Source organism: Bacillus sp. JZ109 (assembly GCF_053903135.1).
Map to the genome: position 1 here is coordinate 3,904,524 of NZ_CP096388.1, position 14,863 is coordinate 3,919,386.

Annotated in this window: 21 protein-coding genes; 1 reads left to right on the forward strand and 20 read right to left on the reverse strand. The window is 41.6% G+C overall.

The window, feature by feature from the left end; all coding sequences use genetic code 11:
- Complete coding sequence (locus M1D94_RS20445; RefSeq protein ID WP_456270522.1) at window positions 1-138, reverse strand: hypothetical protein; 138 nt, start codon at window positions 136-138, stop codon at window positions 1-3.
- Window positions 139-179: 41 nt separating this feature from the next.
- A complete protein-coding gene (locus M1D94_RS20450; protein ID WP_456270342.1) occupies window positions 180-629 on the reverse strand; it encodes a phage tail assembly chaperone in 450 nt (149 codons plus the stop codon).
- Window positions 630-775: 146 nt separating this feature from the next.
- On the opposite strand from M1D94_RS20450, the gene M1D94_RS20455 reads away from it, so the two are divergent.
- Window positions 776-880 (forward strand): putative holin-like toxin, encoded by a 105-nt coding sequence (locus M1D94_RS20455; protein ID WP_187952893.1) that lies wholly within the window; start codon window positions 776-778, stop codon window positions 878-880.
- Window positions 881-1,175: 295 nt separating this feature from the next.
- Here the strand turns inward: M1D94_RS20455 and M1D94_RS20460 are convergent, their stop codons facing one another.
- The 18 genes from M1D94_RS20460 to M1D94_RS20545 form a co-directional block, all read right to left on the reverse strand.
- Complete coding sequence (locus M1D94_RS20460; protein ID WP_014112406.1) at window positions 1,176-1,619, reverse strand: phage tail tube protein; 444 nt, start codon at window positions 1,617-1,619, stop codon at window positions 1,176-1,178.
- A 1-nt stretch (window position 1,620) separates the two neighbouring features.
- Window positions 1,621-3,021 (reverse strand): phage tail sheath family protein, encoded by a 1,401-nt coding sequence (locus M1D94_RS20465; RefSeq protein WP_456270343.1) that lies wholly within the window; start codon window positions 3,019-3,021, stop codon window positions 1,621-1,623.
- A complete protein-coding gene (locus tag M1D94_RS20470) occupies window positions 3,022-3,213 on the reverse strand; it encodes a hypothetical protein (protein ID WP_128992160.1) in 192 nt (63 codons plus the stop codon).
- Window positions 3,210-3,647: a phage tail terminator family protein gene (locus M1D94_RS20475; RefSeq protein ID WP_456270344.1), complete on the reverse strand. Its 438-nt coding sequence runs from the start codon at window positions 3,645-3,647 to the stop codon at window positions 3,210-3,212. The genes M1D94_RS20470 and M1D94_RS20475 overlap by 4 nt, the downstream gene beginning before the upstream one ends.
- A gap of 12 nt (window positions 3,648-3,659) precedes the next feature.
- The gene (locus M1D94_RS20480; RefSeq protein WP_456270345.1) at window positions 3,660-4,163 is read right to left on the reverse strand and encodes an HK97 gp10 family phage protein; all 504 of its coding nucleotides are present in this window, start codon (window positions 4,161-4,163) and stop codon (window positions 3,660-3,662) included.
- The gene (locus M1D94_RS20485; protein ID WP_225494296.1) at window positions 4,160-4,522 is read right to left on the reverse strand and encodes a YqbH/XkdH family protein; all 363 of its coding nucleotides are present in this window, start codon (window positions 4,520-4,522) and stop codon (window positions 4,160-4,162) included. The genes M1D94_RS20480 and M1D94_RS20485 overlap by 4 nt, the downstream gene beginning before the upstream one ends.
- A complete protein-coding gene (yqbG, locus tag M1D94_RS20490) occupies window positions 4,519-4,911 on the reverse strand; it encodes a protein YqbG (protein WP_456270346.1) in 393 nt (130 codons plus the stop codon). Before yqbG ends, M1D94_RS20485 begins: the two co-directional genes overlap by 4 nt.
- 5 nt (window positions 4,912-4,916) lie before the next feature.
- Window positions 4,917-5,234, reverse strand: coding sequence for a YqbF domain-containing protein (locus M1D94_RS20495; protein ID WP_456270347.1), 318 nt, complete (start codon window positions 5,232-5,234; stop codon window positions 4,917-4,919).
- A 10-nt stretch (window positions 5,235-5,244) separates the two neighbouring features.
- The gene (locus M1D94_RS20500; protein ID WP_456270348.1) at window positions 5,245-6,180 is read right to left on the reverse strand and encodes a phage major capsid protein; all 936 of its coding nucleotides are present in this window, start codon (window positions 6,178-6,180) and stop codon (window positions 5,245-5,247) included.
- 31 nt (window positions 6,181-6,211) lie between these two features.
- On the reverse strand, window positions 6,212-7,390 hold the full coding sequence (locus tag M1D94_RS20505) for an XkdF-like putative serine protease domain-containing protein (RefSeq protein WP_456270349.1): 1,179 nt from the start codon (window positions 7,388-7,390) through the stop codon (window positions 6,212-6,214).
- Between the two features lie 46 nt (window positions 7,391-7,436).
- Window positions 7,437-8,063 (reverse strand): DUF4145 domain-containing protein, encoded by a 627-nt coding sequence (locus tag M1D94_RS20510; protein ID WP_456270350.1) that lies wholly within the window; start codon window positions 8,061-8,063, stop codon window positions 7,437-7,439.
- Between the two features lie 39 nt (window positions 8,064-8,102).
- Window positions 8,103-9,020: a phage head morphogenesis protein gene (locus tag M1D94_RS20515; protein ID WP_456270351.1), complete on the reverse strand. Its 918-nt coding sequence runs from the start codon at window positions 9,018-9,020 to the stop codon at window positions 8,103-8,105.
- Window positions 9,017-10,549 (reverse strand): phage portal protein, encoded by a 1,533-nt coding sequence (locus tag M1D94_RS20520; RefSeq protein WP_456270352.1) that lies wholly within the window; start codon window positions 10,547-10,549, stop codon window positions 9,017-9,019. The genes M1D94_RS20515 and M1D94_RS20520 overlap by 4 nt, the downstream gene beginning before the upstream one ends.
- A 4-nt stretch (window positions 10,550-10,553) precedes the next feature.
- Complete coding sequence (locus M1D94_RS20525; protein ID WP_456270353.1) at window positions 10,554-11,861, reverse strand: PBSX family phage terminase large subunit; 1,308 nt, start codon at window positions 11,859-11,861, stop codon at window positions 10,554-10,556.
- A complete protein-coding gene (terS, locus tag M1D94_RS20530; RefSeq protein ID WP_456270354.1) occupies window positions 11,858-12,736 on the reverse strand; it encodes a phage terminase small subunit in 879 nt (292 codons plus the stop codon). Before terS ends, M1D94_RS20525 begins: the two co-directional genes overlap by 4 nt.
- A gap of 45 nt (window positions 12,737-12,781) precedes the next feature.
- Window positions 12,782-13,780: a hypothetical protein gene (locus tag M1D94_RS20535; protein WP_456270355.1), complete on the reverse strand. Its 999-nt coding sequence runs from the start codon at window positions 13,778-13,780 to the stop codon at window positions 12,782-12,784.
- Window positions 13,781-13,904: 124 nt separating this feature from the next.
- A complete protein-coding gene (locus tag M1D94_RS20540; protein WP_456270356.1) occupies window positions 13,905-14,153 on the reverse strand; it encodes a hypothetical protein in 249 nt (82 codons plus the stop codon).
- A gap of 176 nt (window positions 14,154-14,329) precedes the next feature.
- Window positions 14,330-14,791, reverse strand: coding sequence for a hypothetical protein (locus tag M1D94_RS20545; RefSeq protein WP_174223687.1), 462 nt, complete (start codon window positions 14,789-14,791; stop codon window positions 14,330-14,332).
- Window positions 14,792-14,863: the final 72 nt, after the last annotated feature.

Genomic DNA, 14,863 nt, shown 5'->3' on the forward strand with positions numbered 1-14,863 from the left:
TTAATTACCTCCCTTCTTCGCTTCCTTTTCTAACAGCTCAAGCTTGTAACTGATCAAACCATATAAAAGCGCCTTGAACTCTCTCGTCGCCTCATATAGTTCTTGTAATTCTGACGGGGAATATTTGAGCTCATGCATAGCGTAATAAAGATACACGGTCTCTTTATCCCCGTCCTTTATTAGTTTTTTGCTGCTTCTTCAAGGTCTTCGGGATCATCCTCAAAGCCATTGATCTCAATGGCTTTGTTCAGCCAGTTTGCATATTCACCGCCGACAGAAAGAATGCGTTTTGCAACTTCAACTGGATCCTCTGTTTTGTAAGCTTCGCGAAGCTCTTTAGATTTAAAATCCGGGTAAACAGTCGTTTCAACAGCAATACGAGCATAGAAGCGTTGGCTGTCCAAATCTTTCACACGGCCGCGGCCTTTTACATTTTTGTAAGTTGTGTTTTCTTTCTCCAGCTCGTCAATGCGTTCTGTGGTAATAGCTTTGAATACAAACGGAATCACCTTTCCTTGCTTGTCAACAAACCGCTTTGAGATAGGCACTTCTACTTCTTCCGCTTCAATTGTTTGTCCTGGCATAAAGAATGAAAGATCATATACTTTTTCGTTTTGTTTTTCGCTCATGTTAATTCGCTCCTTTTAATTTGGTTGTCTTTAGGCAATAAAAAACACTCTCAGCTTTTGAGAGTGTTATGGTACAATATGGTTTAAGTGCAAATGATTCGGCTTTCAAGGTGGGCGGCTACACCCTTTAGAAAGGGGGTGCTGCCATGACAACTTATCAAGCGATTTACTTAATGATTGCTTTCGGTATGTTCACCGTGAGCCTTCTATCGTTGATCGTTGCCTTGTTGTCTCTACTAAAGAAAAAATAGACCCACCCTTGAGAGCCAGACAAAGTTCTAAGGGATTGGTCTATTCGTAAATCCTCTAATGAGCTACCCATTTTGAAAGGGCCTCATTCATTTGTACCGACCCGGTGGCAGCCGGGTCTTTTTTATTTTATGCAAAAATCTTAGTTTTTAATCTGTTTTACTGATCAACTGTATTATACAGTTGGTCAATGTATATTCAGTATACATTATTTTATCTCCATTTTACAGTTATCAAACGTAAAATTGATAAAAAAAGTAACAAAATTCTTAAACACGTCAAAACGAATTCAGTTTATTAAAACGTATCCTTTAGCTTTTCAGGAAGATCAAAGTCCTCAAAGGTAAACGGTACCTCTTCCTCTAATGCCTCAGAATCAACGTCAAGCCCTGCAATTTTCGCAGAGTCAAAATTCACATCATACAGTGTGACACGCTCAGTTCCGCGACCGGAAGACGCATCATCCAGCACCGCTTGCAGAGTGAAATACGGATCTTCGCCTTTTTTCACATAATTAAGCATCAGCTGCACAAAGCGGGATGTGACTTTATAAAATGTCGCTGTGCCCGTTCCGTTTGCTCCTGTCGTTTTATGACCGGTCATGCGGCGGCCCATAACGTTGACTTCCGATTTATTTTTCTCCACATTCGCTTCAAATGTTTTAATAAACGCCAGTTCCTCACCGTCCAAGAAAAGGCGTCCCTCTTTACCAGATATCGTATTCTGCGCTTTAAAAGCCACCTTACTTCACCTCCACGTTAAAGTAGAATTTCTCAGCTGCATCAACTGGCTGCACAGCAAGATCAATCAGGAAACCGTCACGATCACTATTGAGAGCAATTGTGATGTCATTCTCTGAATCAAAATTGGTGATGCCCCCTTTATCTTGAAGAACACTCAAGTATTGAGTAATCAATGTTTTCACGAATTGAAGGCCGTCATTTGTAGCAGGAACATCGCTGCCGCTCGCTTTACGTGACTTAATCAGTGCTTTCAATTGAGATGTCAGATCATTATTGATTGCATCCAGCACACGGACAATTTTGTTCTTTTGGAACATCTTATTTTTCTCTGCTGTTAGGCTTGTGAGTGAGTTAATATCCTTTTCAACTGAAACAGATTTGTCTCGAGAATCATAAGTAAACAGGAATTCCCCGTTCGCCAGCCGCTGAATTACCTGGTCGTTATCCAGTCGAGTAAGGACGTCTACCGCTCCCGCATATTCTACGAACGTAAGCGACTGATTGAACGTCGCTCCCGCGCTGGCGCCGGCGACCCAAGCAGTGGCTATTTCCGGAGTGATCTCCGTTCCATCTTCAAGCAGAACCCCGCCTGTGACATTAATAATACCTTCGTGATCGCCTTTGTAATTAGAGAGTACGCCTTGAACCTTTAATCCTTGATTGTCTCTCAGCCGTTTGATGAAGGCGACAAACGTCGCTTTCAATTGCTCGTTATCCTCAACAGGCAGTGCGATTGTGTCAAAGTATTCCGTTTCAGCCGCTTCCAAGAAAGCTGTATAATCAGCATTGGTCGGTGTTTTGTCTGTTCCACCTGACAAGCGGACTCCGGAAGATGCCGGAAGATCCCCACTGACGTCTTCCGGAGCTGTACCTGTTAGTGGAATTGAAACTGTTAGATCCCCTTTGCCTGTAAATTCGACAAGTTTATTTGCTTTCAGTTCCTCAGCTTTAGATACCGTTTGCTTATCGACTTCTGACTGATCAAGATAGGTTGTGACATCTACTTTTGAAGAATCAATAACGTTTTCTGTAATTCTGATAATGATGTCATTTCCTTTAGTCCCGCCATAAAGAGCGGTTGCCTTTACTCCTTCACTAATGTCTGCTTGAGCACGCAGCCCCTCCGTCAAACGGTAAAGCAAGACTGTACTTGCCTTCTTCATTGCCTCACGAAGAAGCAACAACGAAGGATCATCAGTGTTCAATCCCACTTTTTTATTCAAGTCCTCGATTGAAGAGATAGAAATAAATTTCTTAACCTCTCCCCAGCTGGATGCTATCGGCAGTGCAACTGTTCCGCGTTCGCCTACTGATACCCGATCCTCTGCGGTCGTTTTAAAGTTAAAATAAATACCAGCACGCTCTTTTTCCTTGCCGACTGTAAATGTTCCGCCGTTCATTTATTTGACCTCCTTCTGAAGAAACTGATCAATCAGCTTCTTCGCTTCTGATTTAGTGATTCTGTTTTTTTCTGAATGAAAAAGAGCACCGTCAAACACCTCGGGCCTTACCCCAAAGAGCTCTCGACTGTGCTCTCGCAAATCTTTAATATAAAAAGCATTTTCTGTTCTTTCCTTTTTCGTGGCCATCATTTCACCCCGCTTGTAAATTCAAAGTTTTCAAGAGAAGGATGCTGTTCTCGTTCATACCAATAGCGACTCGTCCAATTTAGGACAATGCTCGCATAATCATCTGAGATCCGGGTTTCTATACGTGATAAGCGAATAAAATCCCCCGCATCTTCACCAGACTCCTGTATGAGCGGAATTAATCCCCTCTTACTTCTAAGTGTATCCGCAATCCTTTCCGCTTCGTTATGAGCCTCCTGCGCGTTTTTGTGAAAGAGTTTCACGTTTAAAACATAGGATTTTTGAAACGTAGATACTGTGTCCACCCCATCGACTGTGGAAGCCGGCGGAATGTAAAGAGATGGGACAATAAAGTCCTGCGGTATTTCTTTTTCATACACTTGCACAGGATACAGTTTGTATAGGTAGCCCATAATTGAGCCCACTTCTTGATTCATGGCAGCACCGCCTTAAAATTCTTCATCGATCCAATGCTGCAGCTTCCGCTCAAGACTTCTCTCAAACATTAGTTCAAAGATGGCCATAGCATTATCCCAAAAGCCGGACCCGTCCACCCATTGGAATTTAAGCAGCATTCCGGAACTTCTTTCGGCGGGATCATACTCGAACCGATCACCCTTCCAGCGGCCGGGGATCCACCGACGGTCCTGATTTTTAGACGGATCAATTGTAAAGTGCCCGTCATTCACATAGGAGGCGTATTCCAGATTTGTTCCGACATCCAGTTTTAAGCTGCCTGATGTCATTGAAAAAATATTGTCCTGGTCACCGCGTTGAAAGGAATTTAGCAAGCGGCGAGTATTTACTGTTTTTGTCCTGATGATTTCTTCTTGTACGATATCAATAAATTCATAACCCATAGCTTCAAGCCACTGCTCATATTTCCTTTGTAGCCCGCCTCGAGAAGCTCGGTTTAATGACTGTATGAACTGATCAAGTCCCTTTATTTTCACAAGTATTCCACCTCCCGGACTGCTGTTACTTCCCAATGATGATTCCTGATCTTGCGCGGCTTCTGTAGTTTATAAGCTGTGCCTTCCCACACCACCCTGTCGTTCAATCGAATATCTGCAGAGGCTGGGAAATGGACCAGAAATGATTGATATATGGCCGTGTTCGGTTCCTGCTGAACAATGGATTGGTTCTTTTCTGTGAAGTAACACGGCTGGCCAGCTATATCTGGAACTTCAGGATATGAAAAAGCCGGCTGAACATCTTCAACCGGCACCCCAAAGGATTGTTTTTTATTTTCCGCTTTCTCCTGCAGGTGATAAACATCGCATCGATGAGTTAATAAAGATCGATAGCTCATATGGACCTCATTCGCATTTTTACTTTTGTACCTTCCAAACTTGGCTCAGATGGTACAACATAATCTTTAATTAGTGTGTAGACGTCTGGTTTTTGAATAGAGCTGCCGTTTCCAAGAGAATATGAATAGTCACCGATCTTCTCGGTTGTATATCCTTTGGTGATTGACTCATCAGAATTAATTAACGCGAAATACTGCGCCATTTTTAATAAAGCCAGCCGAACCGTTTCAGGGAGCGGATCATATTCTGGGCCAGAAAAATCATGGCCAACTTGATAGGTTATTTCAGCTATAGCTTCTATGATGTCCTGAGTAAGAAGGGGATCAGGCCGATCCCTTACAGAATCAAAAACAGTGTAATCCTTTAGGTCAGCAGGAGTGATTAACACGCCGCTCACTCCCCACTGTTTTCTTGCTGATTAAGGATGAAGGCAATTCTTTCGTCTGCGTTTTTGAAGTGAGACGGATTGCCACCAAGATTAGAAATAATGGTTTCATGATCCGGTTTGTGCATACCTTTCAATTGATCTTCTGTGTAATGTATCGGCTCTTCTCCGCCATTTTTCTTGTCTTGCACCTCATTTACTTCGAAGACTTCGTTTTGCTTCAAGTAAAGATACAATTTTCTTGAAACCGGCTGTTCTTCTCCGATTTTAAAAACTTTGTCCATCACGTGATAGTTCTTGCCTTTAATGAGTTTAGCTTTATACATAGCTTCTCACCTACTCTTTCACTTTCACGATTTTAGCCACAGCATCTTCCTCTTCGAATTTGCTGTCCAGCTTAGCTGTCAGGACAATGATAAATTTACGTGCTCTAATATCTTTGTCTACTTCAATTCTGATATTACGAGAGAAGCCGAGAATGATATTCTTCGGATGGGTTAGGATAATGTCAGAAACGTCAGTTGTCGCATCCGCTTCACCAATCGTATAAGGCTGCATGTTCGCAATTCCCTTGACCGGAACACCAAAAGCTGAAGAAAGACCACCTTGAACAGCTGCATCCCCTAAGCTCGTTTGTCGATCAGCAACACGATCTTTCCACTCAACTTCAATACCAGGAGAAGTATAGAAGCGGAACTCCTGCGGAATACGCAAATATTTAGGCGGAACAGCTTTGTATCCACGTTTAAATATCTGACGTGACAGTTCTTCGCCCACCGCGTCAACAATATGGGAAGCGGCTTGTTTACGGATACCGTTTATCTGAGCCAGAAACGGATCTGATGAAGATGTATCTCCATTAACAATCAACTCTTCAATATCAACGGCGGCCCGCTCCGCTAGAATTTGCATGATTGTATCCTGGAGACCTTCTCCTTCAATGTTATTTTCGAGAGTGTCATAAGTGATATCAATCTCTGCAATTACTTCTTTTGTGCTGAGGTCGACGGTACTTGTTGTCGGTACTGCCTTTTGATCATCAGCCAGAGCCTTTCCTTCTTGGGCTGCTCTTAAAATACGTTGGCCAAACCCGATTTTTTCGATTTTCTGAGTGTCGTGATCCATTTGAATAACACGAGAATCCTTCAGGATAGTTGGTGTATCTTGAACCATTCGAATAAATGCACGTGCCTGTGTAGGATTCATTAAACCGCCGCTTTTTAAGCTAGACAGCGTCATTTCTGCTTTTCTAATTGCCTCTTGGTTTGTCACTTCATTTCCTCCTTATGAAAAGAGTCAGGGTTTAAAGAAGCCCTGACCAGATTGATTTATTAACTTGTGTTTCTGTTTCGGAATTTGTTTCATCTTGCTTAGAAATTCCGCGGCTTTTTTCAATTGCTTCAATACGATCAGCGAGCGGTTGAACAGCATCAGTAATAGCTTTTTTCAACTTCTTCTCAGCTTCTTCTTCCTCAGCCGTTTTTTCTTCCTCTTTCTTCTTTTTAGGATCCTCATCTTTTTCTAATTCGGTGAGCCGCTTCTGAATTGGCTCTAATGCTTCTTCGATGGATTTTGCTACATCATCTGCGTTCATTTCTTCTTCTCCTTCCGTCTCCACCTGACTCAGCAAATTGCCGAGAGCGGTATGAGCGCTTTTAATTTCTTGTAAGTTTGAAGCCGAGAACTTTCGGCCGGCCTTTTGCAGCTCTTCAGGCTTTGGTCCAATCGCTTTCAAAATGTCATCTGAAATCAATACATCCTGGGCGATATCCACGAAGTCTTGCAGGGCTTCTTTGATTTTTGCAGGATCATTTTCCATCTCTCCTGGATAGTCCCATTTGAATAATGCTGAGTTTAACGCATCTTGCGCGGCCCAAAACTCACGGCGTTGGCGCCCCTCGTCATATTTATCCCGAACCGCGCCCTTGGCCACATTGGCATTAAAAAAGTTTTTGACCAAATTAAAAAGCCCTTTCTCGTTGTTGTCCTCTGGAGAAACAGGCTTTTCTTCTTGTTTTGCAATATCTGCGATGCCGGCCATTGAATAACCGGTGATCTCGCCTTTCTTGATTTCCTCCCATATTTCCTCGGAGGCTTTTGTCACAAGGACCCACGATCCTTTTTTGATGGTTTCCCCATTCATTTCAAAGTCTGCAGGTGCGACGTAGGATTCAACCACCGCCCCAACACCGCCCTGAAAGTCATGCTGCTTATCAATTTCACGGGCATCTTTCAGGAAGCCATGAGCGGCCTTTTCGATTTCTGCAGCTGTCATGAAATCCCCGTGAGCGTCCACTGTATCAGGCTCATATACGATACCGTACACAAGTTTTTGCTCGTCTGCTTCTTTTGCAATCACCTTGACTTCCTTTTGAAAGTCAGGCTGTTTTTCTGACTTCATAAAAAAGAACTGCTTTTGATTAGCAGCCTTGTCTACGTAAGAAACATGCGTGATTTTTGCGTTTACCAATTCTCTTGGCATGTTGTTCACCTCCTTTCAAAATAAAAAACCTCAACTGATTTGAGGTTTAAATATCTTCTAGATCCCTGAGCACTTTACGACATAGCTTATTAAAATCAATGGTATCTTCTTTTCTTATAGAATTTGCTGCATGAACTATTAGGTTTCTAATATTGTTCAAGTGCATGATTGTTCTTAGTGTATTTTTACTAAGATATCCACTCCTATTCAACTCTTTTACTCGTAAATAAAGGTCCTTTGATTTAATATTGTATTTTTCACAAATTTCTACAATTCTTTTCTCTACCATTGCCCATGACGTATTAATTAAAGCCGATGGAAAATACTCAGCAACATGATTCAGATCAGAGGTTACCTCATCCACATCATTTTCAGATGAAATTGCTACCTCCGATGCGAGTTTTCCTATATCATTTGATTTTTCACTAAGCTCAATCTTTGGGTTTAAGGCTTTTGCTTTATTTATCTCTTCTTTTATAAATTTTGCTGTCCCGTCCTTATAGTTAAAACTATGCAACTGACCGAGCTTGTCCAATATACCCCTACGAAGAAGCAGAACAATGATGACAACTGCTATAGGCCAAGAGGTAAGTAAGGTAATTATAAATTTTGAATTTAATAAAGAAGATATAAATTGTGATATTTCTTGCCAATTAATATTTGCTATAAGCATAAAGTACCCCCATTACAATAATGAGGTTATTATACAGTTTTATTCCATGTTTGCTAAGGCTTCTCTTCTAATCTCTTCTTTTTCCTCTGCTGACAGCCCTAAAATCTCTTTATCAACCACAGGAGACAGAACGCAATGGCAGTGAACCCGCTCTCCTGCTGACAGTTTAGGATCCCTTGGAAACATGCAAGCCTCGCTGCTACCTGGTATCTGAAATTCTTCATCCACTCCAATGACCGTGCCATCAAGATCGATGTGATTTTCACGCGGGTTGTTCTTCTTCCCTCCGCTGTGCCGCCACTTCTTTTTCTTTACTGCCGGCGATTGTGCGTATGATTCATGCTGAGCGGCAGAGGAAGCGGCAAGCACTTCAGTAATGGCTGTGGTCCGGGCCCGCTCCCTATCAAACTGCGACATGTCTTTGAGCGTCAGCTCAATCTCCTGGATGGAAGAGCCGTTTTCTATTGCGTCTGCAAGGACGTTTTCCACTGCCTCATGAGTATTCAGCTTCATGATCTTGGCCAGCTTTTCCGACCAGCCTTTGATCCAATCCGCTGCCCTGGTAGATAAAGCTTCAAATGGGACATCGGGATCCAATGAATCCATGATCACTTCGGCCAACTCCTCGACGGTCTGCTGCAGAAATCCCTCGGTAAGCTTCTGAAATTCTTCCTCGAAGTCGTCCTCAGCAAAAAGATTCTGCGTAAAAAACACCAGAATGGCTTCCAGTGTCTCTTTTGATTCTTTACCTATAAAACCATTCATGCCATCTAAAAACCTCTTACGCTGGCGTCTGAGCAATCTGGCAATGCCTTTTTCATATTCTTCTACAAAGTTGGGTATCTTAGAAAGACCGGGGAAGTCAGGTATATCCTCCATAAGATCTTTCTTCTCATCTTCCTCGGCTTTTTGAATAAAGAGATTTAAACTTTCCAGCAGCTTATCCGTTTTGTTCATCGCTTTAGATCCTCCAGAACATCCCGCATGTCTTTTAGTATGCCGATGACATTAGGAGTGCCCCTTTTAGACTTAAAGAGCGCAGCCAACGGATCAGAAGCAGACGCCGCGGTATTTTTACCTATCGGTCTGCTGTACTCTTCCTCTGGCCATTCTTCAAGTGTCTTACCAAGAATACGTCCAGCAAGATCACGCAGATCATTTGGCGATACTGCGCCAGCATTAATAAAAGGAGTCAGAACCTTTGCAATCTCAATAGGGTCCCGGAAATCTGGTCCTTTCAACTGCAGCTCAACCTTATGAATTTCAAGATCATTTAAGAATAAAGCATTCAGCTTACCTGTGATCAATTTTCTTTCCGGCTGAAATACCTGTTCCTCAGTAATCTTTCTGGCCGTGTCAGCTGTCGCCTTGTTATAGTCCTGAGCTTCCCCGGTATAGAGCGGCGGCAGACGGAAGGCAGAGCGGAGCTTGTCCCTACTTTTTTGGTCATATTCCAGGAATAACGCATCTTGCTGAAGGATTTCAGCCAATGACTTAATTTCCACTTTAACTGGTGTGATTTCTTCATCGCCTTGAATGTTTTTCCCCTTGGCTATCCCTTCCGCTTCGAGCAAAAGAAACTTATGAGCGTTTTCCACACCCTCAAGACCGTTCATATAGTCCTGCAGCTGCTTATATGAGTCTTCAGAGAGCATTCCATTTTCAATAGTTATAGCAGCGGGAACGTGTCGGCCCTGTTTGAAGTACATGAAATTTAACTCTTCCGCCTTACGAGCGCCGTATAAATTGACGATGTGGCCAATCCACCGAGGCTTCCCGTATGCTCCGCTCCCTATTTTGAAATGCACAACTTCATTGGCCTGCTTTTCAAAAGGAGTTTTTTCATCATATTCTCCTGTTTCGGAATTCAAGATTCGAGGATCTCCGTATTCTTTGAAAAATACCCTTTTGCCATTGACGATCTGCACATATTTCCGGAAGCGTTTTTGACGCTGGATCTTCTTTAACGCACCTGACTCAAAATAATTGTATGGAACCTCAATAGGTTCTGATAATGAGCAAACTCGGACATATTCAGATGCCATATGTTCAATGCCAGCCGGTTTCCCGCTCCCATTTCGAATTACTTCGATATATCCATTACCGGTCTTTTCCCGGTCTTCTATGCTAAAACCCAATAATGTTTCAGCTGATTCATCAAAATGAATATACTTAATGAATTCTTCAAGTTGCTGCCACTCTTTATCCGCTGCCGTTTTTTCTGCAGAATCCACTTCATCAGAATTGATATCCTTTGAGTATTTCATCTCGAAGCCGAAGCCCACTATATTGGTCTTGTACGCATCGACACACTGCTGTAAGATCGTCGAATACTCTGCGATGTGTTTAAGCTCTTTAAGGTTATACGGCGGCGGTATGATATTCTCTCCGTACATATCTTCAAATTCATCTTTATAAATCTGTTTTGTTGTTTCAGTAGGCGGAGCAGCTTTAAATACTCGCGCTTTAACTGTAGATTTACTCATTCACTTACCCCCTTTCTCTGCTTCGTGGTCTTGACCGTTTAGGTCTTCCTTTTGATTCTTCTTTCAGATCGGTTACCTCGTAATCATCAAGCGCGTACCATATCGCTGAAAGTGTATGCGGGTCTATGGTGAACTCATCTTCTATGATATGGCCCAGCTTATCTTTAGCGTAGGTGAGCGGCTTCAGCTCATAAATCGTATTCTCACATCGAGCAGAACATATGATTTTCTTGAACCGCTTGATCTTCTTTGTATATTGAAGGCGGGATCCTTTATATTTGTGGGCGCCCACCATGTTGAATCCTTGCTGCTGAAAATATCGGATTGTTTTGGGCTCCGCTGAGTCAGCCTTAATTAACTCCTTGGTCTCAGCAAATTCACTTAGTTCTTCAGCCGTCTGGTCGTCCGTCATTCCATTTTTGTAATACTCCCAATAGATATAGAGGTATTTCTTTTCTTGGTCCACAGCGAGCCGGACAACGGCGTTGTATGACTCCTCAAAACCAAAGTCCATGCCTACCCGCTTAAGCGGACGGTTAATATTAGCGATTGCTGTCATAACCTCTTCATGTGGCCTCTCTTCAAACTGCGGCAGCACACGAACCCCATTCACGCCAAAATGACCTTTCCGAGCAATTCGGTAAAGGTCTGGATCGTATTCTTTCATTTCATCAAGTTGCTTCACGTAGCTTCCTGGAAGAAATAAATTATCGTCCGCTGTTGAGTGGTGATAATAGGTGTCATTAATTACGACAGTCCGCTTTTCGTATAGCTCTTTATCATCGAGCACAAACCGTTTTTGGCGGTCATCTTTGAAGAAATGCTTATATGTCCAGTTATCTTCTCCGACCGGGTTTGTTGAAAGTATCATATGAAGCGGCAATGTCGGGTGACGCAGACGTCCAAGCAGCTCCTTGAACCCCTCATACTTCACCTCAGAACATTCCTCAATCCATATGAGAGAAACGTTATTGATTGATTTCAGTTTGGCCGGCTTATCCAGCCCTTTAAATATGATCCGGCCACCGTTTGGAAAGCGGATCTGCATTGGCGAAGAAACGCACCTAACAATATGATCTATCTCAAGGTCATTGATAATTTCATCAAAGAGGGAAAAGGTTGAGTCCCTATGCGTGTCGTATACTTCCCTTACGACAAGAACGGTCCGCTTCTCTTCCAGTAATTTAAGAACAATCTTGAGCGCCACATGATAACTCTTCGAGGATCCATAACCGCCGACTAGAAACTGAAACTTTTGATTCCAGTCAAAAAGAAAATCTTCAAAGTGTGGATTTACTTCCTTGTTAATCATTTGCCCTCATCCTTATGCTTACGCTCAATAGTAATGTGAACAGAATTATCGACCGGACGGGCTGTGAGCCTTTCAAGTTCTGCCTGCTTGGTCTCATTTGTAAGATAAATACCACGTAGCTTCAATTCTTGTTCATCCATGGATCGAATCATTTCGTATTTCTGACGGATGGCTTTTAACCGCTTATCAGTAACGCGGGTCATCGCTTCTTCCAAACGAAGAATCTTATCTACACTCGGCTCAGATACCTCTTCAATTTCGGTAACGACAAGGCGCTCATTCATAAGTGCCTGGTGCTTTACTAAACCTGTTTTCTGGTCCTTGGTCGGCACGATGTCTTTTACCTTCCGCAATTGCTGAAGGACGCGGCGTTGCGTTTCATTCAAGCCATTCTCTATGCGGCTTATTCTCTGCATCATCCGCCGCTCTCGAAGACTCAGCTCTCTTATTGTTAGATCAATTTGATAGAGCGGGTCTGTTTCTATCTGGCCAAACAGTTCTTTTTCTGTATCATCCATGAAATCAAATAATATTGATTCATACTCACCAGTACGCACAGAGTTTTTATTTCCTTTAGGAGCTGCGCCGCCTCTATTCCCTTTGGCGTTTTGATTGCCAGGCGGTGCTTTTCCTCCCTTATTTCCTTTGGCGTTTTTATTCCCTTTTGGAGCACCAGGACGGAAAGGAGCGCTCCTTTTCGATTTAGGAGCGCTCCTTTTGAATTCATCTTCCCATTTATCTGTTGCTTTCCACTTGCGGACGGTGCTACTTGAGACGCCCAATTCATCCGCGATGTCTTTTAATTTCTTGGTTCCCCTGCTTTCTTTCCATAAACGGAACGCTTCGTCACGTCTTGGATCACGCGGTCTCGCCATTACATTTCACCCACCTCCGCAACCTGAATTGAGTTTGAGTTTGTTTTATTTTTTTTCTTTTTCTAAACTGAAACTGAATGGTCCATCATCAGATATTCTTAGTGAGTTATTAAAGCCCACCAACGAATGATCCCATGTTGCACTATTTCCAATTTTTGCGGCGTTCATAGAATAATCAGGAATAGTGAAATAACTTTGGTTTTTTTCTAGTTTAGTCACTTTTTCTAAAAGCGACTCTGATTGTTGTTTCTCTATATTCAATTGTCTTATTTCATTTCTTAATTCTTCAATCTCATCTTGTTTCTCTTTATTCAATTTTTGAAACCGCTCTAAAGTTTCTTTTATTGAATCTACCATTTCATCTGCACTACCTGCCAATCTATTCAACACTAATAATTGATTTGTTAAAATTTGATCGCCAGTATAATAAGGATAACGAAGTTGATGGTCAATCTCACTCCAGCCCTCTTCAAAAATTGTACGAACCTGTATCTCTGCTAATGTCATTTCTTTAGTTATTTGGCTTTTTATTAAATAGTGCCAAGAACGATAACCAGCAGGATGTTTCTTTGCATTGAACTTCCCTTCTGCTTCTAATTTAGCTTTCGCAGTATCATCCAGGTCACCATCTCTAAAATAGATAGTAACTCGCTCTGCTAAATCCCAATTATTTCTTATCATCTCATCAATATACATAGCCTGATCTTTATATAAATGAAGAACCCTAAGACCAATTAAATCTGTTATTTTTGACTTATAATCCTGCAGATCAAATGAAAATCCATTATCTCTAATTTTTTTTCTGATTAATTTCTCTATAAGATGTTCTGGCTCTTTTATTCTCATTCTTACAGTATGGGCATAACTATGCGTTCGCAATATATCAGCAATAGTTTTTCCCGTACTTTCAAGCAATGGCCTATAAGATATATAGTCATTATAAATTGAATTTAATTCGTCCCATTTTAAATCAGTACCTTCGAATTCTTCTTCTTTAATTCTATATTTTTCAAAAAATCTTTCTTTATTCATTAACTGATTCATTATTTCTCCCCCTTTTAAGCAATAATAAATAATTAGTTAGGTATGAATAATCACGATGATTTTTCCAAAAAACTCCTAACATTCTTTATTATGCACTAATTAACTTACATAGGGAATATTTGACCTAAATTTCTTCATCTTTCTGAAGCTCTATATCAAGCTCTATGAGCTTTTTTAAATCGTCCACAGTATTCACTTTGATATGGCCACTTTGGAAGTCTTTGACCCACTGGGCGATACCCGCTTGAATAATTTTTCGGTATTTCTCTTTAGATTGACTGATGTTCTCTAACAACTCGGCACTATGCAGGAGAAGGAGATTTTCTTTTTCTTCACCAGAAAGGGAACATACGTTTCTATTTTCTATTGCCATCCTCCCTAGTCCTCCATTACAATATGAGATGAGAGCGTGATGTTTCCCACAACGCGGCCGCGTCTTGATCACGCTCTTTGACAGGGAGTTTCTCTCTGTTTAGAAAGGGAGGGTGTTAGCAGCACCCTCTTTTTTCATTAAAAAACCGCCTTATTGATAAAGACGGTTTGTTCTAACTATTCCTCTGTTTGTTGCTTCTCTTCTGATTGCAATTCATCTGATTGTAGTTCAGACTCTTGGAAACCTTTAAATCGATACACTCGTTTGCTAATTTTACGACCAGAACCAGAGGCCCCTATGTTCAGATTTGATTCCTTATATTGAACTCCTGCAGCCCCATCACCTTGCGTATCATAATACTCCTCAATTTCTACTTCATGAGCTTGTGCAATCCTATTGGCTATAGCGAGTTCTTGAAAGGCTTTAGCCTCTGCCTCTGATATTCTATTAGCAAGCTCCTTCCGCAATACTTGTTCTTCTAGTTCATTTAAATTTTTTGATTTATCGCTTATCTTCTCTGCCCGCTCATCAAAATACTTAATTATTTCAAGCGTAGGTCCCACCGGGAACATGACGCTAGCCATAGCAGCTGTTGCAAATTTCACAACATTTTTTGTACTATTTTTTTCAGTTTCCATGATATTTACTCCCTTAATATAATTTGTTTAATTTCACTGTAATACTTTAATTGACAAATTTCCACTAAAGAT